We start from the raw sequence: 20,461 nt of genomic DNA on the forward strand, positions 1-20,461 counted from the left end.
TTGGGCAAATCTCAAAGATTCCCTTTTCGATTTATTTGGAATTGGGGTCCAACTACTTTAGTAGTTCATAGTCTACCTTATCTTGGTGTGAAAAATCAAATGTCTTTTCGAAAGCATCGCGAACTTTTTGTCTTGCAGCCGCTTTCACTTTCGGATTTCCATTAAAACGAACACCTGTTAAGGCCAATGCTTCTTCTGCCGTCAGTTCAACAGACACATGATTCAATTCTTTGTTTTTAACTTGGGAATTCATTCATATCACCTCACGGTATAGTATGGTCCATGACGTCAACATTGATGCAAATGCTATGATGAATAATACCCATTAGATGGTGTCTGACGTTGATTTAAATATAACACAAGGTGTAAACTATAGCAAGGAGAAAACCTTGATTTTACGGCCTATTTTTGCGTTTCGATTCCCTTTTTTTTCAGTTTTTTGATACAATGATAAAAGTTCATGAAGACACCTAAAATCGCTATCGATTGTCATTGACGGAAATCGCATAGCGCTTCTATTTTTGTTCACGTATGATTACTGTAATTCGACAGCCAAAGGAGTACCCTGAAGATGAATGCACCTGCATTACAGCCCCCTCTGTTGTGGGGAGATAAACGATTCCATACCTGGAATTATGAGATGCGAGATCAATTTAACAATAAGGTTTTCAAAGTGATGCTGGATGCTGGATTCACCTGTCCCAACCGTGACGGTGCCATTGCCAAAGGTGGCTGCACCTTCTGCAGTGCGCGTGGATCAGGCGATTTTGCTGGCAGCCGACGTGAAGATCTGGTCACCCAGTTCAATACGATTCGAGATAAACAGCACCTAAAGTGGCCTACGGCCCATTATATTGGCTACTTCCAAGCCTATACGAACACGTATGCTCCGGTTGAGGAGTTACGTGAATATTTTGAAGAAATTCTAGAGCAACCAGGTGTTGTTGGATTATCTATCGCCACTCGCCCGGATTGTTTACCAGATGATGTTGTGGATTATCTGGCTGAACTGAACGAGCGCACCTATCTGTGGGTTGAGATGGGGCTTCAAACGATCCATGATTCCACATCAACCTTGATTAATCGGGCGCACGACACGAAGTGCTACGAAGAAGCGGTTGAGAAACTTCGCAAACGGAATATACGCGTGTGCACACATATCATATATGGTCTGCCTCAAGAGACGCATGAGATGATGCTGGACACCGGACGGGCAGTCGCCAATATGGATGTACAGGGCATCAAGATTCACCTGCTGCATCTCATGCGCAAAACACCAATGGTGAAGCAATACGAAGCCGGTCTTCTACGTTTTCTGGATCAGGACGAGTATATCAAGCTGATTGTAGATACACTGGAGATGCTTCCACCGGAAATGATCGTACACCGCCTTACAGGCGATGCACCACGTAATCTGCTGATTGGGCCGATGTGGTCCCTGAACAAATGGGAAGTGTTGAACTCCATTGATCGTGAGCTGCGAGAGCGGGATTCATGGCAAGGGAAGTATTGGAGGCGAGCATAGATGGGATTTCTTTCGGTTCTCAGCTGTGCTCATCAGTGGATTGCTTCCCGTCTGCAACCTGGTGATCTGGCAATAGATGCAACAGTCGGCACAGGTGCAGACACGCTATTTTTGGCACAAAAAGTAGGTAGACGTGGTCAAGTGATCGGATTCGATATTCAAAATGAAGCCCTCACCCTGGCACAGGCCCGTATTCGAAAACAAGATGACGAAGCCAAGCTTGGCTCCATTTCCATGCTTCAACTAAGCCATGACCGAATGGCAGAAGCTGTGCCTGAATCATGGGTTGGTGCGGTGGGCGCAGTTATGTTCAATCTGGGATACCTGCCTACAGAAAGTGCTGATTCCTCCATTATAACGGAGACAGACAGCACAATTGCTGCACTTGAGGCTGCACTGGCACTATTACGTCCTCGCGGAATCATTACGGTTGTGCTCTACCCCGGTCATGACGGAGGCTCACAGGAAGCGGAAGCCGTATTGAAATGGTCCTCTGCCCTGCCGGTAGAACAGGCACAGGTCGTGATCTATCGCCAGTTACAGCGAGAAACTTCGCCTTTCCTGATCGGAATCGAGAAAAAATAATTTCCTTTGTTCACCAAATACAATAAACTAGACACAATCGCAAGGCGAGCCATCACTAACTTTCTCTTACTGCGATCTGTGTTCTACATAAACATATGCAAACGTATTCACTTGTTTGTACATGGGGACTACTTGCCCATGACTGGTTAAAGCGATCCACCATTTCATATACTAGAGGAGAGATTACTGATGTCTACGCCATATCCATTACAATTCCAACCTGAATTCAAAGAACGTGTGTGGGGCGGTCGTGCTCTGGAGCAATTCGGCCTTACGCCCCCTGAAGGACATATTGGTGAAGGATGGATGATTGCAGATCATCCCAACGGTACAACCAAGGTATTAAATGGAGCACTTGCTGGCAAAGGTCTGGATGAAGTTCGCGAACAACTGGGCACCGAATGGCTCGGAACGAAAGGTGTTTCTGAGAAAGGTGGGCGTTTCCCCCTTTTGATTAAGTTGCTCGACTGTAATGATGATCTGTCCGTTCAGGTTCATCCAACAGATGAATACGAGGCACTTCCTCCTGGTGAGCTTGGCAAAACAGAAATGTGGTATGTACTCGACGCGAAACCGGGCGCACACATCATCTATGGCTTAAATGACGGCGTGGATCGTGCAACATTGAAAGAAGCACTGGAGAACGGTACAGTGATGGATACCCTCCGTCAGGTCCCTGTTGAAGCTGGAGATACGTTCTTTATCCCTGCGGGAACAGTACATGCGCTCTGTGCAGGTGTAGTTGTCGCTGAGATCCAGCAAAACTCGGATACGACGTACCGGATCTACGATTACAATCGTCCGGGGCTGGATGGCAAGCCACGTGAACTGCATGTTGAAGATTCGTTGAATGTAACGGCCTATGAGGGCGCAGGTGCTTCAACGATGAAAACAAATAACGCTACTCCCGGTGGATGGCTCAAACTTGCGGAATGCCCTTATTTTGTGGTTGAAAAAGGGATTGTAACGGAACGTTGGGAACTCTCCACAAGTCCTGACAGCTTCACAATTCTCGTTGTCTGTGAAGGCGCTGGAACACTCTCGTGGGCTGATGCTGAATCAGACAACATTGAATTGAAGGCTGGACAATGTTATCTCTTGCCAGCCAATCTGGGTTCTTATACATTAGATGGGAATACGACTGTTCTTCGCTCTTATCTGCCATAAATCAACTTTATATGTAACCTGTGAAGGAGGAATTACACGAGATGCAGGAATCTACCTTTGCCTTGGTCGGTAGTGAAGGTACCCGTATTCATGTGTACCGCTGGCTTCCCGATCCGGAATGTAACGTTAAGGGCGTAGTGCAGATTGCACATGGCATGGGTGAGACCGCGGCCCGATACGCCGAATTTGCCGAATTTCTCTCCAGACACGGCTACGCGGTCTATGCCAATGACCATCGGGGTCATGGCAAAACCGTGGAGAATACCGCTCTGCTCGGTAATGCTGGCATTGATGCTTTCCGCTGGATGGCGAGTGATATGATTAATCTGGGCGAAGTTGCCGTCAAAGAGAACCCCGGAGTTCCCCTGTTTCTAATGGGACACAGTATGGGCTCGTTCTTGGTACAGCATCTCATGTACGCTGGTCATGAGCAGTACCATGCCTTTATTTTATCTGGAACGAATGGCAGACGCGGTCTCCTACGATTTGGAGAGAAACTGGCATTCTTGCAGTGTGGCATTCAGGGGGCCAGTCATCCCAGCATGCTGCTCAACGCGATCGTATTTGGTGGATTCAATCGCTCTTTTCGCCCTGCGACGACACCGTTTGATTGGCTGTCACGGGATTCGCAAGAAGTTCAACGGTTCATTGATGATCCCCTGTGCGGAGCAGTCTGTACAGCAGGATTTTTCCGCGACTTCTTCAAATTGCTGCTCGAAGTCCATCTCCCACACAATATGGAGCGCATACCCAAACATAAACCCGTATATCTGTTCTCAGGCGAGAAAGACCCTGTTGGACTTCATGGCAAAGGCGTTCTTAATCTGGTCTCCCAGTATAAGAAGCTTCACCTGGAGAATATTGAGTATCACCTGTATCCGGGTGGACGCCACGAAATGTTGCATGAGACGAATCGGACCGAAGTGGCCCAGCATGTTCTGAACTGGCTGGAGCGGAATACACCTGACTCTAGTGAATACCACCGTGCAGTAAGCAGTGCAGCGAGCCCTGCTGCGGCGATATCTGAATCTATGTAAGTAGTCATTCCTTAACAAATAATACGAAACACAAGAAGCCCCTGAATTGGATGTACAGCTTACGCTGCGCTCCAGTTCAGGGGCTTTTCGTTAAACGATATGAATAATAGCTAGGTTATAACTTATGGATTATCCTTCAATCAACAGGGATTCCGGGTCTTCAAGCAGTTCTTTCACGGTCACAAGGAAACGTACCGCTTCACTACCGTCGATAATCCGGTGATCATAGGACAACGCGATGTACATCATCGGACGGTTCTCCATCCGTTCTGCATCAATTGCCACTGGACGAAGCTGAATCTTATGCATACCCAGAATACCCACTTGAGGTGTATTCAGGATTGGCGTAGACAACAAGGAACCAAATGTTCCGCCATTGGTAATGGTGAACGTTCCGCCTTGAAGATCAGACAACGCCAGTGTGTTGGAACGAGCTTTGGATGCCAGGTCCGCAATGCTCTTCTCGATCTCGGCAAAGCCCAGACGATCAGCATCACGTACAACCGGTACAACCAGTCCTTCCTTCGCAGATACGGCGATACCGATATCATAATACTTTTTGAGCACAACATCTTCTCCATCAATCTCTGCGTTGATGGTTGGGAACTTTTTCAGAGCACCCACAACCGCTTTGGTGAAGAAGGACATGAAGCCCAGGTTAATCTCATGTTTCTCTTTGAACTTGTCCTTACGGCGTTTACGTACATCCATGATAGCTGTCATATCTACTTCATTAAACGTAGTCAACATGGCTGCAGTCTGCTGAGCCTCTACCAGACGTTTGGCAATCGTAGCACGGCGACGAGACATCCGCTGACGCTCTACCGGCTTGGTATAGGTGGAACTTCCAGCTGCCGGAGCACTTGGTGCGGCTGGAGCTTTAGTTGCAGGTGGAGCAGCAGGAGCAGGTGCCTGATTACTGTGGCTCTTCACATCATCCTGGTATACCCGTCCAATCGGATCTTTGCTCTGAACCTGATCCAGCTCGATACCACGCTCACGTGCAAGCTTGCGAGCTGACGGCGAAGCCGTCTTGGCACTATCAGATGACTCTGGCGCTGCGGCAACAGGTGCCGATGGTGTTGGAGCTTCAGGTGCAGGTGCAGCAGCCTTTTTCTCTTCCGTTGCTGCCGGTTCGGAAGCGGGTGCACCGCTTCCTCCTCCCGATCCAGCGGAGAGTGTACCGATCGTTTCACCGATCTCTACGGTCTCTCCTTCCTGACGAATGATTTTCTCCAGCACACCACTTTCTTCTGCGCTGATCTCGATATTTACTTTATCCGTTTCCAGTTCAAGAAGCACATCGCCCTGATTAACGGTTTCTCCTTCTTTAACCATCCATCTGGATACAGTTCCCTCAGTTATAGACTCACCCATTGCAGGTACTTTAATTTCACTCACAGCTGTTACCTCCCCAGTGGAATATTATTCTTCGCCGTTTGCTTCAACGCAGATGTAATAATCTGTTGCTGTTCCATACTATGCACAAGCTGATAACCGCTGGAAGGACTTGCATGTTCCGGGCGACCTTCGTATCTAACCGTTGTGCCTTCCGGGGCGACTTCACGAAGACGAGGCTCCATGTATGTCCAGGCACCCATGTTTTTGTTCTCTTCCTGTACCCATACCAATTCTTTTACATTACTGAAACGTGCAAGGACACGTTTGATCTCTTCTGCCGGGAACGGATATAGCTGTTCCACTCGAATGATGTGAAGCCATGACCAATCTGCTTTATCTTTTTCAATAGCATCTTCCAGGTCGATGGCAATCTTGCCACTGCACAGAATAATGCGCTCTACGCGATCCGGCTGTGTCCCCAGTCCAGCTTGCTCCAGTACAAGTTCAAACTTGCCTTCACTGAATTCGACAGCCGGTGATGCAACACGCGGGTTACGAATGAGACTTTTCGGTGACATCATCACAAGTGGACGGGCATCTTCCGTTTCAGTCAACGAGGCTTGACGACGCAACAAGTGGAAGTACTGGGAAGCACTCGACAAGTTGGCAACCGTCATATTATCTTCTGCACACAATTGCAGGAAGCGTTCCAGACGAGCACTTGTATGCTCAGGCCCTTGACCCTCATTCGCATGAGGCAGCAACATCACCAAACTGGACTTCTGAGACCACTTGGCGCGGCCCGCTGATACAAACTGGTCAAATATAACCTGTGCACAGTTGGCAAAGTCTCCGAATTGAGCTTCCCAAATGACCAATGTATCTGGTGAATATACGTTATAGCCGTATTCGAATCCAACGACGGATTCTTCAGACAACGGACTGTTATAGATCGCAAAGGATGCTTTTGCCTGTGGCAAGTGATGCAACGGACAGAACTTTGCTCCGTTCTCCGAGTCATGCAGTACCAAATTCCGATGAGCAAATGTAGCGCGCTCGGCATCCTGTCCACTAATCCGAATCGGTTTGCCATCTGCCAGAATGGTTGCGAATGCAAGTGTCTCTGCAAGGCTCCAATCCACTTTTTCGCCTTCATTCAGGGAAGTGCTCCGGCGCTGCAAAATCCGCTGCAACTTCGGATACACATTGAAATTCTCAGGCCATTTCAGCAGATTAGCATTAATGCTGCGCAGATTCTCAAGCGGTACCGCAGTAGGCGTAATCGTAACCGCTTCCGGCTCACTGATTTTCCGCTGGTAATATTCATGTACTTCATTTTTCTTCATCTGGTCATAAGCTTCTTTTAGCTTGTTCATAACTCCATCACGAATGCTCGTAATGGAAGCATCATCGATAACCGATTCCTGCTTCAACTGATCCTGATACAAGTGACTTACCGTTGGATGGTTCTTCACCTTGTCATAGACGGTAGGCTGCGTCGTTTCGGGATCATCGGTTTCATTATGGCCGTAACGACGGTAACCGATCAAGTCGATCAGGAAATCCTTTTTGAAACGATTGCGATACTCTGCTGCCATGCGAATGGCTGCAATACAAGCTTCCGGATTGTCCGCATTCACGTGTACAATCGGAATTTCGTACCCTTTAGCAAGGTCACTTGCGTAGTACGTCGAACGGGAATCACTGCTATCTGTAGTGAAGCCCAGACGATTGTTGACGATAATATGGATGGTTCCGCCATTCTGATAACCTGGCAAAGCCTTGAAGTTAAGCGTCTCTGCAACGATCCCTTCTCCAGGGAATGCTGCATCACCATGCATCAAAATGGTGGCTGCTTTCGTTACGTCCTGTTTCGGATATCCAGGGTCACGACGGTCATCCTGAGCCGCACGCGCAAACCCTTGTACAACCGGATTAACATACTCCAGATGGCTCGGGTTATTGGCGAGGGTAAGGCGGGCCTGTACGGTTTCACCGTCTTTTACAAAACGGTTGGCACCCATGTGATATTTGACATCCCCCGTCCAACCGTAGTTGATTCCGGTCGAACCTTCCGATGGAACCATGTCTTTGTTCGGAGCATGATGAAATTCAGAGAAAATTTTGCTGTACGGTTTACCCAAAACATGTGCCAGTACATTCAACCGCCCACGGTGGGCCATCCCCATCAGTATGTGGCTTGATCCGGCTTCTGCCATGATGCGAACTGCTTCATCCAGCATCGGTACAAGCACATCGTTACCTTCGATGGAGAAACGTTTCTGACCAACAAATGTTTTGTGAAGGTAATCTTCGAATTGCTCAACTTCAACTAACCGTTCCAGCAACTTCTTGCGTTCCTTCGGCGTAAGCGGGGCCGGTGATGTCCGAGATTCCGCACGACGGTTCAGCCACTCACGCTCTTGAACTTCGTGCACATGACTGAATTCATAGGCCATAGGACCAGTGTAGATCTGACGCAAGCGTTGGATTGCATCCCATCCGGTTGCTGTCTGCCCATCTGCTCCTTCCCAGATCAGGGAAGCAGGTAGAGCTTTCAGATCTTCTTCGTTTAATTCAAAATGCTGAGGTTCCAGCAAAGATGTATCTGTATCTTCACTGATTCCAAGCGGATCTATGTCTGCAGCAAGATGACCATAGGTACGGATATTCCATACCAGTTTTCCCGCTGTAACCGCTTTCTGTAATAGTTGAATGTCTACGTTTCCGGAAGCAGATTGGGCGTTGCCGGAATTCGAAGTTGTGCGTGCATCCCTGCCAGACATCGGCGGTGCACCCCATTGTTCAAATAGTTCCCGATAGGCCGGTGTAACCGAACCAGGGTCTTGAGTGAATAATTCATATTGTTCCTGTACGTATCCCATATTGGGGCCATAGTAACTTTCCCAGGGCTTCTTGTTGCCTTCCACGATCGTCATCGACGTTCCCTCCGTCTTGATTTAGTCATAAGTTTTTGACGGAAATCATTGACTAAGCCGTAATTTGCGTTCGTTCAACATTTTAAGCGAAATTTTTCATGAAGTCCAATAATCGTGCTGTTGGTGGTAGTAACGTTAGTCCGACGCTCCCGTCAAGGTTTGTCTGCGTTTTCAAAATCATAGTAAAAAAATGATTGTATATACCGTCGCACAGATGTCGAATACTGTCCTGATCCGTTCGAAGGTTACACCTTCTCCTCTTTTTCAAGCGAAGTCCGTGTTCTAATATCTATTCTATAAACTTTTACGCTCAGGAGCATTTCCTATTTTTAGTCCAATTGATGCATAAATTAGATGAATCGAATAAATCGAGCAACTTGAGCAGGACAATGAACACTTAATTACATCAAAATAGGCATAGGCTCCCCATTTTACCTCCTTTATTGAATTGTGGTCCATTGTGGGCAAAAACAAACCATCAAGTTAAATATTAACCAATTGGCACCACATTCAACAAATCATTGGATTTTTCTTCAGGAGAACATTAGAAAAAAGCTGGCCCAGACATAAACTATCCGAGCAACTTATTTGGAAACAACAAGTTGAGTTAACAATATAGTTGATGATGCGCCTCAAGCTCTACTTTGACTAATCATATACTCTGCAAACGGCGTTAGAGACAGTTCTCTAACCTGCTCCAGTGTAAACCAGTCCGCGCCTAACGAATCTTCACCATCGGGTTCCTTTTTGATATGATTCGGCTGACTGGCTGCGGTCAAAGCGACATCATACAACATCCCGATATGGTGCAGCTCTTCCGGCTCACCTTGATGCACCCATTCCAGTAGACTAGACTCCGCAGAATTAATCACCAATTGTAGATGGGTCAGGCCCGTCTCTTCTTCAATCTCACGATGAAGAGCAGCCTCTGGCTGCTCACCAAATTCCAGCCTTCCGCCTGGTAAATCCCATTGCCCCTGATATGCTCCGCGAGCCTTATGAATCAACAGGAATTTGTGCTCCCAAGCGACCAAGCCATATACCCCAATATGTGTATATCGATCCACTTACATCTCTTCCTCTCGTCAGTAAGATGTACCTTACTTCCAGCGAATACTTCCTATTTCTTTTCATCCTCTGTAACAGCATCCAGATCTATGGCCATACGGATCATATCCACACAGGGGATACCGTCCTCTATAATCTCTTCCTCATAATGCCTCACAAAGAAGTCACGGTCGACCCCGATAATGCGGAAACCGCAACGTTGGTATAACTTCAATTGGTGAAAGCTTGAATTGCCTGTACCAATCTCGAGAATCCGGCAGCCCAGTCTACGTGCAGCTTCCATCGCTTCCTTAATCATATGTTTGCCTACACCTTGTCCCTGCAATTCTTCCTGTACGGCAATATTAACAATCTCCGCAGTCTCCGGACGAGTCTTCAACAATACGAACTCCCCAACCATCTCTCCTTCATACTCGGCAATAAAACAAACACCCCGGCTCAAGTATTCATCAACAATCGCTTTTGAAGGATCAGCCATCAATAAGAGTTCATATGGTCTCTCTTCTTCCCAGTCCAAAATCCGGAACGACAATTTCATGCCAATCTCCACCTTTTCATCGTACAATATTCATTTACGTCCTGTTTGCAGAAGCCTATGTATGGCGAATCTACAAATATATCATTCTTCATCCAGCAAACTAGTTCACTCAATCTATTAACCACATATTACTCGCAGACTAGTCATCTCCCATAAAAATAGTAAACTTCATTATATCATAATATCTGGATATAAATATATAGATATGGATGATACATTATGAGGCATTATTGTTACTCCTAACCCAAGCTTAAATGCTCATGGATTAATTTCCATTCCCCATCAAGCGTCGCCACAATGTATCCTTCCAGGGCATACTGGTATCCCATGATTTTTCCCTCCTGGCCGTTTTGGCTTATCTAACTCCACTCTGTTCAAGAACCGAATCGCTATACACCATAAAAGTCTCTTGCAGGGTACGTCCGGATGACTTCTCCCAGATCACGCTCCGCTCAAAAGTACCTTTTTGAAAAAAGCGGGGAACACGCTCAGCAAACCAATCCTGCATAGGCAGCTCAAAAACCTGCTTCATAGGCACCCATAACAGTTCGCCTTCTGGCGGATCTTGCAATAACTCGCCCTCGAATGAAGTCGCTAGATAGTTGAATACCATATACCTCAATCCTTGTTCGGGATCACAGAACTCATCAAGTCCTTTGTATGTAATCTCATTCACCGCCAGCCCTGTCTCCTCCAGAACCTCCCGCACAGCACCATCCACGATACTCTCTGGAAAATCTACCTTCCCCCCAGGAGCGATGTATCCCGGAAAACCTTTGCGATCCGGCCGATTCATCAATAACACCTGATCATTCTTTTTGTCCCAGACCATACACATCGTTAATATCTCTATTCTGGTATTCATATTCGTCCTCCCGCTAAGTGCTTTTCTAAGTTGTACACTAACATTTCTGGGAATAACATGTGTTTTCCTTCTTTATTCCCACTCTGATTCATCGGTATTTTCACCATTCTCGTAGTATCGTCCACGATAATATATATGCATACGAAAGGCGGACACCCTGTAACATCAGAAGCCCGCCTGTTTTGTGATATTCTATGCTGTTTATACCTCAAGCTTGGAAGTTGACGTTCTTAGCTCAATTCCGTAATCAACACACGACGTTCTTTCCACTCAGCTCGGCGATAAGCCTGTTGCATACCGAATTTTCGGATACTTGCCTTTGGTACCGATTTGTAAGGTAAAACGACTGTAAAGTCCTCATCAAACGGGAAAAACGACAGGCCTACTTTTTCATTGGATAACCACTCCGCCTGAATCGGTTGTCTGGAACAAGCATCAAACGTACAACTAAGTCCCTCTGCAAAAAAGTCATAACGTGCAGCAGGTGTTCCAGGTTCCTCCATACAGAGAAACAGACTGAGCTGATCACAAAAAAGCATAATTTCCACATCGCTTTGCAGCCTTCGTTTCAGCGCTTCAGCATCGCCACCCAGCTGATTCTCCAAACTCAACTGACGTTCGCGTTCTTCCTGCAGATACTCTCGGATGTCATCATCATCCTGAGCATTGGCCCCCAGATTTTTCTGAAACAACTCCGTATACATCAAGCTGCACAATAATCCGGCATAGAGGTTTTTCTGCCGAACCTCTTCAATGCCTTTATGGTAGAATACAAAACGCGGACGCAGCGGAAAATCACGAAACGAATATGGCGATTGACTGTAATCATTCCAGAACGGTGACGAATCCAATTCGATCCAGCCCCGATCATGTTCTTTGGCCGCCAAGACTAACTCATCCCGATGCGCGGCATCGGCAAGCAATTCATTTTTCCAGTGGGAAGCCATCTCGCCGGCTACTAATCCATGCTCATGCTGTGCGGTCAAAACAAAATCATGCTCTCTCTCATATACGATCATATGCTGTCACCCTTCCGCATGGTATACGTTGACTTTAACATAAATTGGGTTAAACTTTCCTATAAGTTGCTTTTCGCTCCAATTTTACGAAAGGCCTCATGGAATGGACAATGTAAATGTGTTGTCAGTTTCCTGAAATTTGGTACACTAAAGGTTGTGTCCACGATAATATTACATACAGAAAGCGGGATCTCATGAATTCATACTCTCCTTACATCGAGTTTAACCGCAAGGAATGGGCTGAACTTAAAGAACATCAGACCACTCTTCCACTGACGGAAGCCGAATTAGAACAGTTAAAGGGATTGAATGAAGAGGTATCGATTCAAGAAGTCGAAGATATATATCTGCCTCTTACCCACTTTATTGACCTATATGCAAGAGTTTCACGAGAGCTGAATCGACTGACGGCCTCCTTTATGAAAAAAGAAGCATCCCCCACGCCTTACATCATTGGAATCGGGGGAAGTGTTGCCGTGGGCAAAAGTACTGCTGCCCGCTTGCTTCAGGCGTTGCTCGCCAGAGGCAAAAACAGACCCAAGGTTGACCTGGTCACAACCGACGGTTTCTTATACCCCAATGCCGTGCTGCAAGAGAAGGGCATCATGAACCGCAAGGGGTTCCCGGAAAGCTATGATATCAAATCCCTGATTCAATTCATGGGCGATGTGAAATCAGGCAAACCTGAAGTGAAAGCACCGGTCTATTCACACCTCGCCTACGATGTCATTCAAGGGGAAGAGAAGCAGATCTCTCAGCCGGATATTCTTATTATTGAAGGCATCAATGTGCTTCAGATCAAAAAGGAAACACCCTTGCTGGTCAGTGATTTCTTCGATTTCTCCATCTACATTGATGCGGAAGAAGAACATATAAGGCACTGGTACGTTGAGCGTTTCAAGTTGCTCCGCAATACAGCGTTTCAGAACACGGACTCCTTCTTCCATCAACGATTCGCCAATATTGATGAAGAGGAAACCGTTCAGACAGCCAACCAGATCTGGCAGGATATCAATGCCAAAAACCTGCATGAAAACATTTTACCCACCAAAGGACGGGCCAGATTGATCCTGAAAAAGGAAGCAGATCACTCCATTGGGCAGATTCAATTACGCAAATTGTAAACAGCATTCGGGGAGGACGACACTGTGGTGTTGTACCTAATTACCCTTAAAAGGAGAGAAAAACACATTGCAAACCCTAATTATACTCGGCAGTATTATGATGTTCTTGGCTGTCGCTTTGGGTGCATTCGGAGCACACGCGCTCAAGCGCAAATTATCCGCTGACATGATCAAAATCTACGAAACCGGTGTTCAGTATCATATCGCTCACGGACTTGGGATCATCCTGATCGGACTGCTGGCAGACCGTCTCGAATCTTCTTCACTCGTCATGCTTGCCGGATGGCTGTTGTTCGCGGGAATTATCCTGTTCTCTGGCAGCCTGTACGCATTAAGTGTAACGGGGGTTCGCAAATTGGGAGCCATTACCCCACTTGGCGGAGTCGCATTTCTGGCTGGATGGGTAATGATCATGATTGCCGCATTGTAAACATGCCCCATAGATAAACGAAAAGAGTGTCCTGGCTGATATCCTATCGCTGGAGCACTCTTTTGCTGTTCTTCAATCTGTCCAAATTCTGCGAATGGTGGGCAGCTCTCCATCTGACCTTTGTCGCTCCAGCACATACACATCCGGGTTAGAGAGTTTGGTCCACTCCTCATAGCCAAAGGATGGTTCATATTGGCGGATAAGCAGGGATAACAAGTTCCCATGCGTAACCACAGCTCCGTGCTGTTCCGGTCTGCTCCACAGCTCTTCCAGTAATACCATCCCTCTTGCAGCCGCAGCCCTTGAAGATTCCCCGCCTTCTTCTACCCAATCCACATCGTCATATGTACGTTTCAGCACATCCATCCAGTTAGACAGATCTAGGGAGCTGAGTATTCTCTCTTGGAGACGTTCATCCGTATGTATATGTTGCAGCGTTGCTATGCCCAGTGGCATAGCCGTCTGTACGGCCCTTTTCCATGGACTGGATACAATGTACGTTATGGTATGATGAGCCAACATATTGGCAAGTTTCTCAGCCTGCCTGAGCCCTTCATCGGTAAGCTCTGCATGGGGTTCCTGCCCAGTTGCTTTGGCGTGACGGATAAGATAAATGGACTGCATGGCTGTCACCTCCTATGGTGTAACCTACATGGAACTCTTCTCAAGATATTGGAGTGCACGGTACATCTTCTCCTGCTCTTCAGGTCGGCCTGATGAACTGAGGAAAGTGACTTGTTCCCCTGTTCTGCCTGCATGTTGACCCACCAATTGAAGCCGCTGCTTCAGGTGGTTGACCGTACCTGTACTGCCATCAATAATCTGTATATGATCTGGCAGAACCGTGCGCAGAATGGACGTATAGAACGGATAATGCGTGCAGCCAAGCACCACTGTGCCATACCCACGAAGATCGAGATCTGCCAGCTTCAACCGGAAATAATCAGCAATTTTGCTCGGATCAAAATCCAGCTGTTCACACCACTCCACAAGTTCCGGCAGCGCAATGGAATCCACACTATGGTGATCATCAACACGCGATACAAGTTCGTTATACTTGGATTGGCTCAAGGTGAGGGCCGTAGCAAATACAATCACTCTCTTCCCGCTATCGCGATTCATCTCCACGGCTGGTTTCACCGCAGGCTCCATGCCAATGATCGGAATATCATACTTGGCGCGCAGATCCTTAACAGCCAGACTGGTCGCTGTATTACAAGCAATCACAATGGCTTGAACATCTTCCTGAACGATTGCTTCCACGCAATCAAAAATATGGCCTCTGACCTCATCCGCAGACTTGGTTCCATAAGGAACATGCTTGGTATCCGCATAATACAGGAATTGTTCTTCCGGGAATTGTTGCAAGGCCTTATGCAAAACGGTTAAACCACCGATGCCTGAATCAAAAAATGCAATTTTCTTAGTCAAGGATTTCACCTCTATAATGTATTCTTTCGGGTTCCAAGAACCTCTCAATGCTGCTCATGCTGACTGGAGGTGAGGTTTGTACTTCCGGCTCATCACACACTACCGTGCTTGACGACTTGCGGGAATCATTCCGGTTACGGATCGTTCTTCTGATCGCTGTTGTCTCCAAATTTTCTTGAATAACCTTATAGATGTATACATTCGGAGACAAAGGCGAACGCTATCGCTTCTTCAGAATCGATTCCGCCCCCTCCATTACTTCCGCTAAGTCAGATACTATAGATGATGAGCCATTATTCTACGCTCATTTTATACTGCCTGAGCCAGTCCTTGCCACTATGCCACGCCTCTACAGGGTTATGTACTCCAAGCAATTCAGTACTTGCCTGAGCCATAATCCATTCCTTAAGACCGTTATCCGAGCTGGATTCGAGCTGTTGTAGCAGGTAGTGCATCCCTGCTTCACCCGTATTCAGGATATCCTCGTAAGCCTCCGGATTACCAGCAATATAATCATTGGGATTGCTGCTGGTCATGAGGACAGGGTCGTGAACCATCTTCTGCAGGTTGCTTTCAATTGTTGCTGATAACACTTGTTCTTCCGTCCGAGTCGAACACGCTGTCACCATCAATGCAGTGCAAAGTGATACCAAGCCGAGAATCAGTTTTTTACGATTCACCGTCCCACTCCTTTCAACAAAGAGAGTTATAGAGCAAGTTCCCATTTCTCCTCGGTAAGCTCTTGACCTGACAAAACCTGCTTGCGGACTTCCTTCACTTCAAAGCCCGCAGATTGATATAATCTGCGTGCACCATCCAAGGACTCGTTGGTCCACAGGATCATGGAAGTATATCCCTTTTCTTTTGCAAAAAGAACGGCCTGTTCAATAAGCTGTCTCCCCCATCCTGCACCTCGTGCTGTGGGTTCAATCAGAAACCAGCGCAGTTGAGCCGGAAGTTGACTGATTCAGCTCAACAATCCATAACATCTCCTTGGAGTAATTGCCCGTAAGTCCAAACGAATTCACCGCATTCGTGATAAATTCAGCAAAGCTATCATCATAATTATACTCTTTTCGATAAATACGGATATGCGCTTCAATGACATATTGCAGGTCCTTTTCTACAAACGTGCGAATCATCTGCTACCCCGCCTCAAATCAAGGGTCGTAATACTGAAATCCACACCAAACTGAATCAACCCCAGTTTACGGGCAACATGCTGTGAAGCAAGATTATCCCACGAAGTACTGTAGATCGGCATGCGTCCACTTTCCCTGACATAATATTGCCAGCATTTCACCGTTTCCGCTGCATACCCACGCCCTCTAAAACCCGGTGCAGTATACAAGCTCGCCTCTGCACCATGAATGGAGACCCTTGCAGAGCAGCACACTGCCACAGCAGAATCCCCAATAACATAAGCGGCAACAGGGCTTCTTTCATGCAAGTGATCCGTTAATTCCGGGAAATGCTCTGCCAGCATATAACGCTGCTCATGACCAATTAGTTGTACGTTCAGATTCCACTCGTCAGATGTCTCAGGAAAAGCATAGGCTGGTCCCATCCACATATGGTTAACTGGCTCAAAGGTTTCCACCTTCCGAATCAGTTTCGGAATATCCAATGGAAGCTCGCTATTCCTACCTAACTCAACCGTTAGATCCGGCGGTAACTGTTCATGGTAATAGGTGAGTGAACCGGCCGAAGTCATGCCGATAAAAAGGGCTGGAGCCTTCCCACCACCCGGCTCGTTAATACTTAGAAGACGTTGTTGCTCGTTGATCGTATATAAAGTGCTCGCCTGTATCTTCAACATCTCCATAGGCGACAGGTTCGATTTTGGAACCATATCTATGAAGTCAACCTTTGCAATAATCGTTCGCCTACACTGCCTTTACCCGTTTCCTGCTGCTCCAGAAATTCGGGCAATTCACGTAAATCAGTCGGACGATATCCAGCCCCGCACCCGCAATTATGATAGGTAAAGCCATGACGATACAGCATCATCACTTTGGTCCATTGTTTGGTATCATTTTGCTTCGGAGCCTGGAAATCCTGTCCCATGCTAACCATAGATGCGGCACATTGCGGGCACTTATATTCAAGCTTTGCCACCACTTCAGGGCTCAGGTCATGTCTGGAAACTTGTTTAAATGATTTGCGACAGTTGAAACAGGCATAGATGTCCTTGTATGGTCCTGACATGGCATATCTGCACATCATCTGCACCTCCTCATTAATTTCCATTATACGGGATTTCCAGTGCGGATACGACTTGATTTTGCACATTTGCGAACAATTCCTTCACACTACTTATTCATCTTGCATCGCTGCTTGTTTCCAGGCCTCACCAAGTTCCGCAATCGTTGCGTACCGCTGGGACCGATCGGCGTTCACTGCACGCTTGGCAACCTGATACAACGCTTCTCCAGCATCCCATCTCGCATAAGAACGATCTTTCTCCCCGCCAAGCAACCCGAACGCCGTTGCACCCATATTGAATACATTGGTAACCGCATCTATGGGTGCGCCTAGCTCGAACTCTTCGGGAGACATAAAGCGGGAAGATCCCCACATACGTCCCATGGTATTGGTAAAAGAGCCCTTCCGATACAGATCAATATCGCAAATTTTCATGAAGTTTCTGTCAAAATCATAGATCAGACTGCCGTCATACAAATCAACAGCCACATAACCTCTCCGTTCCACCTCGATATGAAAATTCAGAATCTGCTCCATTGCCTGAATACGTGTCTGCACTGGGAGTTGTCTGAACCGATAGTAGGGCGAACGCGGATCTTCATATTTGGCCGGAGGCGGGAAATACCAGTGGGAATGCAGACACTCCCCATCCACCCAATCGAAGACACAGGCATAACCCTCATTCGTTGCAAAATGATCCGTTAGTCGAATCAACGTGTCATGCGCCAGATCCTCATAGACGGAAACAGATGATTTCAGATTACGAATGGCTTCCGGGGGACTTCCCGTATGATTCGCATGAATCGTATGTGCTCCCGCATACTTTACGAACAATCTCTTTCCATCCTTTTGCACGATACCGAAGGAGAGATTTCCTGAATCCTGCTGATCGAATACGCGAAAGACCGTACCCAAGGGCTGTAACCAATCGAAAGAATGGGCTTCTTTTATGACAAACGAAACACCGTCTATCTCAAGTTCAATCTGACCTGTCATAGGACCCCTCCTGTCGTAACATCATCATTCAATCTTGAGTGCTCCATATAAAAGTAATTCATATGCGCCTCATCATATCCTTGGCCATGGACTTCCAACGCGTTACGCTCGATGCCGTAAACTTCAAATCCATATCGCTCATATAAACGTCTGGCTGCTTCATTCGTTGTCACTACACTCAGATTAATCTGCTTGATGCCCTCCAGATGCCTTCCCCGATCCAATACTTCACGGAGCAAGCGTGAAGCCAGCCCACATCCCCGATATTGCGGAGCTACATAGACGCCCCAGATCATGCCTTTGTGCCTGAGTTTCAGGCCGTACTCCCTTTTGAACCCCATCATTCCCGCCAAGGTTCCTTCTTCTGTGTATGCTCCCAAAATATAATCATCCGGTTCATTATGTATGCGCTCCTGCACTTCACTCATGGGGAGTTGAATGGACAACTCGAACGAAGCACCGAAGGCTTCAGGATGTGTTTTCAGTGCTTCCAGTCGCAAAGGCCAGTAGAGGTCTGCTTCATCCCGCTGAATATTACGAATAATATAGGTCTCTTGCTTTCGATCTTTGCTCATTCTTCGACCACTCCCTGCATCTGATAAGGGTAATCGATCTGAAGTTTTACATTCGCTGCCGCTTCCTGTCCTGCAAGCAACCCAACAACATAGATCCCCAGATCAATAGATGTAGCTACCCCACCGGCTGTAATTACATTTCCATCTTTTACAATCCGCTTCGGAATCACCTCATCGACATACGTCTGAAGGAGATCATATGCATGAGGATGTGTCGTTGCTTTTTTGCCGGATAAAAAACCAGCTGCACCCAGCAGCAAAGAGCCTGTGCACACCGAAACCTTCAAAGGCACTTGCTCGGCCTGTCTCAGCCAGCCTACAAATGCCTCGTCATACCGCAGCTTACGCGTTCCCATGCCTCCCGGGATAAACACGAGATCATAATCCGCCAAGTCAGGCTTCACTCGGTCTACTTTCAACGTTAAACCAGACTCATCCGTGACCTGATCTGTCATGGCACAGGTTTCCCACGTCGTTCCTTTGGTTTGTTCAAAGAAATTCAACCGATTGATCACATCATAAAATCCTGCAAAGTCAAGGAAAGTCAGTCCATCAAACAAAACGAATGCAATTTTCATTGGTAACCTCCGTGTTTTAATTTGGAGCATCCTGATTATGTTTCTGATTCCGATCCTGTTCCAACGCTTCCTTACTTCTATTTTAATCCACGGGCGATGATCCGCTCCAGCCACTTCCACGGTAGCAGCGCTTTGCCTATGATGAGCACACGCGAACCTTTTCCGAGCGCATATCGAAGTCTAGGTGCACGCATCCGTGCAATTCGGCCGATCAGATCTGCCACTTCCTGTGGATCAGGTGCTGTCTCGCTCGCATGCTTGGAATAGCGAAGAACCGCATCCAGCTTATGCTTATACGGAGAATCCTCGTTTCTGTGAATTTCCCCCAGACCCTTATTCCAGATCGGCGTGCGATAAGCGCCTGGCTCAACCAATACCACCCGAACGCCGAACGAAGACATCTCATGCCGCAGACTTTCCGTGAATCCCTCCACAGCGAATTTGGAGGCAGCATAGGGCGCATATCCTGGAAAACCGGATAAACCGCTAACGCTGGACAAGTTAACAATTAACCCCTGCTTCTGTTCACGCATCACAGGCAGGACGGCACGTGTCACAGCAATCAATCCAAACAGATTCGTTTCCATCTGGCGCCGCCAATCGTCCATCGATACTTCCTCAATGAACCCGCCCACCGCAAATCCCGCATTGTTCACCAGCATGTCGATTCGTCCATTGTTTTGAAGAACGGTCCCCACAGCTTTGTCCACTGATACAGCATCGGTCACATCCAGTTGCACATATTGCAAACGTTCGGTTATCCCCGCCTGTTCAGCCAGCCTTGCCAATTCTTCTTTCCGACTCAGGTCACGCATCGTAGCAACAACAAGATACCCCTGCTTGGCTAGAGTAATTGCGGTGAGCATACCGAAGCCACTGGAGGTACCCGTAATTAAAGCCACCGGAGCGTTCGCTCCTTCCTTGGTCTTCTTCACTACATCAAGACCCGTATTGATTCGTCCCTGCCCTTCCTCTGTTAAGTGTTCCTCTACTGTCACGGTGTGTCCTTCTTTCCTCGGTAAATTGCTTACTTCCGTT

General features: G+C 47.2%; 24 protein-coding genes. 6 read left to right on the forward strand and 18 right to left on the reverse strand.

Annotated features, from left to right (window positions below):
• Positions 1–52 precede the first annotated feature (52 nt).
• A complete protein-coding gene (locus FS628_RS05690; protein ID WP_017689675.1) occupies positions 53–253 on the reverse strand; it encodes a hypothetical protein in 201 nt (66 codons plus the stop codon).
• A gap of 318 nt (positions 254–571) precedes the next feature.
• Here FS628_RS05690 and FS628_RS05695 point away from each other — a divergent pair, with 318 nt between their 5' ends.
• The 4 genes from FS628_RS05695 (at position 572) to FS628_RS05710 (ending at position 4,314) form a co-directional block, all read left to right on the forward strand.
• Positions 572–1,525 carry a TIGR01212 family radical SAM protein gene (locus FS628_RS05695; protein ID WP_145319880.1) on the forward strand — a complete coding sequence of 318 codons (954 nt, stop codon included), beginning with the start codon at positions 572–574 and terminating at the stop codon, positions 1,523–1,525.
• Positions 1,526–2,110, forward strand: coding sequence for a class I SAM-dependent methyltransferase (locus FS628_RS05700; RefSeq protein WP_145319882.1), 585 nt, complete (start codon positions 1,526–1,528; stop codon positions 2,108–2,110).
• Between the two features lie 189 nt (positions 2,111–2,299).
• Complete coding sequence (locus FS628_RS05705; protein WP_145319884.1) at positions 2,300–3,277, forward strand: type I phosphomannose isomerase catalytic subunit; 978 nt, start codon at positions 2,300–2,302, stop codon at positions 3,275–3,277.
• Positions 3,278–3,318: 41 nt separating this feature from the next.
• Entirely contained in the window at positions 3,319–4,314 is a 996-nt protein-coding gene (locus tag FS628_RS05710; RefSeq protein ID WP_145319886.1) for an alpha/beta fold hydrolase, read from the forward strand.
• A 129-nt stretch (positions 4,315–4,443) separates the two neighbouring features.
• Here FS628_RS05710 and odhB read toward each other — a convergent pair whose 3' ends face one another.
• The 6 genes from odhB to FS628_RS05740 all read right to left on the reverse strand — a co-directional run bounded on the left by odhB (position 4,444) and on the right by FS628_RS05740 (position 12,084).
• A complete protein-coding gene (gene odhB / locus FS628_RS05715) occupies positions 4,444–5,715 on the reverse strand; it encodes a 2-oxoglutarate dehydrogenase complex dihydrolipoyllysine-residue succinyltransferase (protein WP_145319887.1) in 1,272 nt (423 codons plus the stop codon).
• A gap of 5 nt (positions 5,716–5,720) precedes the next feature.
• Positions 5,721–8,594 carry a 2-oxoglutarate dehydrogenase E1 component gene (locus tag FS628_RS05720; protein WP_145319889.1) on the reverse strand — a complete coding sequence of 958 codons (2,874 nt, stop codon included), beginning with the start codon at positions 8,592–8,594 and terminating at the stop codon, positions 5,721–5,723.
• Positions 8,595–9,226: 632 nt separating this feature from the next.
• Entirely contained in the window at positions 9,227–9,661 is a 435-nt protein-coding gene (locus FS628_RS05725) for an NUDIX domain-containing protein (protein WP_145319891.1), read from the reverse strand.
• A 53-nt stretch (positions 9,662–9,714) separates the two neighbouring features.
• Positions 9,715–10,200, reverse strand: a complete 486-nt coding sequence (locus FS628_RS05730; protein ID WP_145319893.1) for a GNAT family N-acetyltransferase — start codon at positions 10,198–10,200, stop codon at positions 9,715–9,717.
• 355 nt (positions 10,201–10,555) lie between these two features.
• Positions 10,556–11,065 (reverse strand): 8-oxo-dGTP diphosphatase, encoded by a 510-nt coding sequence (locus tag FS628_RS05735; protein ID WP_145319895.1) that lies wholly within the window; start codon positions 11,063–11,065, stop codon positions 10,556–10,558.
• Positions 11,066–11,295: 230 nt separating this feature from the next.
• Positions 11,296–12,084 (reverse strand): DUF3891 family protein, encoded by a 789-nt coding sequence (locus tag FS628_RS05740; RefSeq protein WP_145319897.1) that lies wholly within the window; start codon positions 12,082–12,084, stop codon positions 11,296–11,298.
• Between the two features lie 194 nt (positions 12,085–12,278).
• Here FS628_RS05740 and coaA point away from each other — a divergent pair, with 194 nt between their 5' ends.
• Together coaA and FS628_RS05750 are read left to right on the forward strand one after the other, a co-directional pair.
• A complete protein-coding gene (gene coaA / locus FS628_RS05745; RefSeq protein ID WP_145319899.1) occupies positions 12,279–13,208 on the forward strand; it encodes a type I pantothenate kinase in 930 nt (309 codons plus the stop codon).
• A 67-nt stretch (positions 13,209–13,275) separates the two neighbouring features.
• Positions 13,276–13,638, forward strand: a complete 363-nt coding sequence (locus FS628_RS05750; RefSeq protein ID WP_145319901.1) for a DUF423 domain-containing protein — start codon at positions 13,276–13,278, stop codon at positions 13,636–13,638.
• 72 nt (positions 13,639–13,710) lie between these two features.
• Here the strand turns inward: FS628_RS05750 and FS628_RS05755 are convergent, their stop codons facing one another.
• From FS628_RS05755 to FS628_RS05805, 11 genes are all read right to left on the reverse strand, one after another.
• On the reverse strand, positions 13,711–14,262 hold the full coding sequence (locus tag FS628_RS05755) for a histidine phosphatase family protein (protein ID WP_145319903.1): 552 nt from the start codon (positions 14,260–14,262) through the stop codon (positions 13,711–13,713).
• A 24-nt stretch (positions 14,263–14,286) separates the two neighbouring features.
• On the reverse strand, positions 14,287–15,069 hold the full coding sequence (gene murI, locus FS628_RS05760; RefSeq protein WP_145319905.1) for a glutamate racemase: 783 nt from the start codon (positions 15,067–15,069) through the stop codon (positions 14,287–14,289).
• Between the two features lie 293 nt (positions 15,070–15,362).
• The gene (locus FS628_RS05765) at positions 15,363–15,749 is read right to left on the reverse strand and encodes a hypothetical protein (protein ID WP_145319907.1); all 387 of its coding nucleotides are present in this window, start codon (positions 15,747–15,749) and stop codon (positions 15,363–15,365) included.
• Between the two features lie 26 nt (positions 15,750–15,775).
• Positions 15,776–16,036 carry a GNAT family N-acetyltransferase gene (locus FS628_RS05770; RefSeq protein ID WP_145319909.1) on the reverse strand — a complete coding sequence of 87 codons (261 nt, stop codon included), beginning with the start codon at positions 16,034–16,036 and terminating at the stop codon, positions 15,776–15,778.
• Complete coding sequence (locus tag FS628_RS05775; protein WP_145319911.1) at positions 15,996–16,211, reverse strand: hypothetical protein; 216 nt, start codon at positions 16,209–16,211, stop codon at positions 15,996–15,998. Before FS628_RS05775 ends, FS628_RS05770 begins: the two co-directional genes overlap by 41 nt.
• Positions 16,208–16,888 carry a GNAT family N-acetyltransferase gene (locus FS628_RS05780; RefSeq protein ID WP_222125182.1) on the reverse strand — a complete coding sequence of 227 codons (681 nt, stop codon included), beginning with the start codon at positions 16,886–16,888 and terminating at the stop codon, positions 16,208–16,210. Before FS628_RS05780 ends, FS628_RS05775 begins: the two co-directional genes overlap by 4 nt.
• Positions 16,889–16,923: 35 nt before the next feature.
• Entirely contained in the window at positions 16,924–17,295 is a 372-nt protein-coding gene (locus FS628_RS05785) for a hypothetical protein (RefSeq protein WP_313958530.1), read from the reverse strand.
• 90 nt (positions 17,296–17,385) lie between these two features.
• On the reverse strand, positions 17,386–18,270 hold the full coding sequence (locus FS628_RS05790; protein WP_145319915.1) for a serine/threonine-protein kinase: 885 nt from the start codon (positions 18,268–18,270) through the stop codon (positions 17,386–17,388).
• A complete protein-coding gene (locus FS628_RS05795; RefSeq protein ID WP_145319917.1) occupies positions 18,267–18,845 on the reverse strand; it encodes a GNAT family N-acetyltransferase in 579 nt (192 codons plus the stop codon). The genes FS628_RS05790 and FS628_RS05795 overlap by 4 nt, the downstream gene beginning before the upstream one ends.
• Positions 18,842–19,423 carry a DJ-1/PfpI family protein gene (locus tag FS628_RS05800; protein WP_145319919.1) on the reverse strand — a complete coding sequence of 194 codons (582 nt, stop codon included), beginning with the start codon at positions 19,421–19,423 and terminating at the stop codon, positions 18,842–18,844. Before FS628_RS05800 ends, FS628_RS05795 begins: the two co-directional genes overlap by 4 nt.
• Positions 19,424–19,500: 77 nt before the next feature.
• A complete protein-coding gene (locus FS628_RS05805) occupies positions 19,501–20,421 on the reverse strand; it encodes an SDR family oxidoreductase (protein ID WP_440131247.1) in 921 nt (306 codons plus the stop codon).
• Between the last annotated feature and the right edge of the window lie 40 nt (positions 20,422–20,461).

Origin of the sequence: Paenibacillus xylanexedens, from assembly GCF_007676705.1 — a bacterium.
GTDB classification, from domain to species: Bacteria; Bacillota; Bacilli; order Paenibacillales; family Paenibacillaceae; genus Paenibacillus; species Paenibacillus xylanexedens_C.

Coding starts and splice junctions, on each gene's coding strand:
- FS628_RS05705 (WP_145319884.1), top strand. CDS start 2,300: ATGTCTACGCCATATCCATTACAATTCCAACCTGAATTCAAAGAACGT.
- FS628_RS05695 (WP_145319880.1), top strand. CDS start 572: ATGAATGCACCTGCATTACAGCCCCCTCTGTTGTGGGGAGATAAACGA.
- FS628_RS05795 (WP_145319917.1), bottom strand. CDS start 18,845: ATGAGCAAAGATCGAAAGCAAGAGACCTATATTATTCGTAATATTCAG.
- FS628_RS05755 (WP_145319903.1), bottom strand. CDS start 14,262: ATGCAGTCCATTTATCTTATCCGTCACGCCAAAGCAACTGGGCAGGAA.
- FS628_RS05790 (WP_145319915.1), bottom strand. CDS start 18,270: ATGACAGGTCAGATTGAACTTGAGATAGACGGTGTTTCGTTTGTCATA.
- FS628_RS05735 (WP_145319895.1), bottom strand. CDS start 11,065: ATGAATACCAGAATAGAGATATTAACGATGTGTATGGTCTGGGACAAA.
- FS628_RS05785 (WP_313958530.1), bottom strand. CDS start 17,295: ATGATGTGCAGATATGCCATGTCAGGACCATACAAGGACATCTATGCC.
- FS628_RS05720 (WP_145319889.1), bottom strand. CDS start 8,594: ATGACGATCGTGGAAGGCAACAAGAAGCCCTGGGAAAGTTACTATGGC.
- FS628_RS05730 (WP_145319893.1), bottom strand. CDS start 10,200: ATGAAATTGTCGTTCCGGATTTTGGACTGGGAAGAAGAGAGACCATAT.
- coaA (WP_145319899.1), top strand. CDS start 12,279: ATGAATTCATACTCTCCTTACATCGAGTTTAACCGCAAGGAATGGGCT.
- FS628_RS05710 (WP_145319886.1), top strand. CDS start 3,319: ATGCAGGAATCTACCTTTGCCTTGGTCGGTAGTGAAGGTACCCGTATT.
- FS628_RS05700 (WP_145319882.1), top strand. CDS start 1,526: ATGGGATTTCTTTCGGTTCTCAGCTGTGCTCATCAGTGGATTGCTTCC.
- FS628_RS05800 (WP_145319919.1), bottom strand. CDS start 19,423: ATGAAAATTGCATTCGTTTTGTTTGATGGACTGACTTTCCTTGACTTT.
- FS628_RS05780 (WP_222125182.1), bottom strand. CDS start 16,888: ATGTTGAAGATACAGGCGAGCACTTTATATACGATCAACGAGCAACAA.
- FS628_RS05775 (WP_145319911.1), bottom strand. CDS start 16,211: ATGATTCGCACGTTTGTAGAAAAGGACCTGCAATATGTCATTGAAGCG.
- FS628_RS05690 (WP_017689675.1), bottom strand. CDS start 253: ATGAATTCCCAAGTTAAAAACAAAGAATTGAATCATGTGTCTGTTGAA.
- FS628_RS05740 (WP_145319897.1), bottom strand. CDS start 12,084: ATGATCGTATATGAGAGAGAGCATGATTTTGTTTTGACCGCACAGCAT.